The organism is Campylobacter sp. 2457A (assembly GCF_020135895.1).
GTDB classification, from domain to species: Bacteria; Campylobacterota; Campylobacteria; order Campylobacterales; family Campylobacteraceae; genus Campylobacter_D; species Campylobacter_D taeniopygiae.
In genome coordinates this window covers 1-1,673 of the sequence record NZ_JACHTO010000057.1, presented here as the reverse complement: position 1 = coordinate 1,673, position 1,673 = coordinate 1, and the positions used below count along the sequence as shown (strand labels likewise).

The 1,673-nt window shown below is 34.5% G+C and carries 1 protein-coding gene; it reads left to right on the top strand.

Going from position 1 to position 1,673, the window contains the following annotated elements; translation table 11 throughout:
• Positions 1-19: 19 nt before the first annotated feature.
• Positions 20-1,673 (top strand): beta strand repeat-containing protein (locus H2280_RS08250; protein ID WP_442862347.1); only part of this gene is annotated, 1,654 nt, incomplete at its 3' end.

Here is a 1,673-nt window from a genome sequence, read left to right as displayed (position 1 = left end):
CACCTGTGCTGATGCTAAAATTAATGGCGGTGGTTGTAATAATACAACTTGTGGAACGGTAAGTAGTGCACAAAATACTGCAATCACTGTAAGCGGAACAGATAATACTTCTTTAACTATTACAAGCAATGGTTCGGTTAAACCAAGCGGTGGTAATGATATCGCTATTAATTTTCAAAACAACTCATCGATTGAAACTTTCAAAAACCAAGGAACAGTAGTAGGTGGAAGCAATACTGCTAGTATTGAAATTGGAAAAAGCAATGGTGCCACCATCACTAATTTTGAAAATAGCGGAACTATAGGAAATGGAACTTCTAATTTTGGCGTAACCGTTTGGGGCAAAAAAGACAATAAATCTACAATCACGAATTTTAAAAATAGTGGAACTATAAGTGCTAATAAAGAATCTATATATTTAACCAATGTAACTATAGAGAGTTTTAGTAATAGCGGTTTAATAAATAGCAATAGCAATTATGGAATATTTATAAATAAAGGAGTTACTATTGATAATTTCAAAAATGAAGGAACTATTAAGAGCGAAGGAACTTGTGATCCAAATGATAATGATCACTGGGGGAGTGTATATGCTAGCGCCGGTATAAAACTCTCTGAACTTTATGTAAAAACTTTTATTAATTCGGGCACTATTTCTGGTAAAGTCGGTTTAAGTCTTGGAGGCGCAACCATTGATAATTTAAAAAATACAGGAACTATAGAAGGAGATGGTAATGGTAAATATATAGGAGCTATTAATTTATATAAAAGCACTAGTAGTCCGAGTACTATCAAAAGTTTTATTAATGAAGGTCTTATTAAAGCTAGTAATGCTAATGGTGTTATAATTGAAGCAGGTAATACTATAGAAAATCTTACCAATCAAGGAACTATAGAGGCTGGTGTAGATGGAATAAGTTTCTATAGATCTGAAACGACTGGGGAATTATCTATCAACCTCGGCCTAATCAACCTAGAAGAAAATAGCATCATTAAAGCTGGTAGAGATGGTATCCATATAGATGGAAGCGATAGAGGCATCAAAGCCAAAGGTATTGAAGTAAAAAAAGGAGCCACTCTTCAAGGAGGTAATGCTGGTATTTTTATAGGTGGTGGAAAACAACTTGATACTTTGATTAAAATATCAGGTGAAGTTAAAGGTGGAAAAGCAGGTATTATCAATGAAGGTATTATTGGCTCTGATGGTGATAATGAAGACACAGGTATCAAGATAGAAGAAGGTGGTAGCTTAGCTGGTGGCATAGTCAATCAAGGTAATGGTTCTATCACAGGTTCTATCACAGTAGAAGAAGGTGGCCAACTTGACTCCATAGTCAATACCTCTAATTCTAGTACAGGTATTTCAGGTTCTATCACAAACAATAGTGATAATAAATTAGAAATCTCAAATTCAGGTAATATAGGTGGCAAGGTTGAAAGCACTGGAAGTGCTGATTTAGTAATCTCTAATGGTAATGGTGGAACTATCAATGGAGGTATTAGTAATTCAGGTAGCGGTAATACTTCAATCAATAATCAAGAAGGCGGTAAAATAGAAAATGGTATCACTGTTTCTGGAAGTGGATCAACTTCTATTAAAAATGAAGGAACCGTTGGTAAAGATGAAAGCGGTAATTCAATTACTAACAATGGAGATGGTAATGTAGTCATAG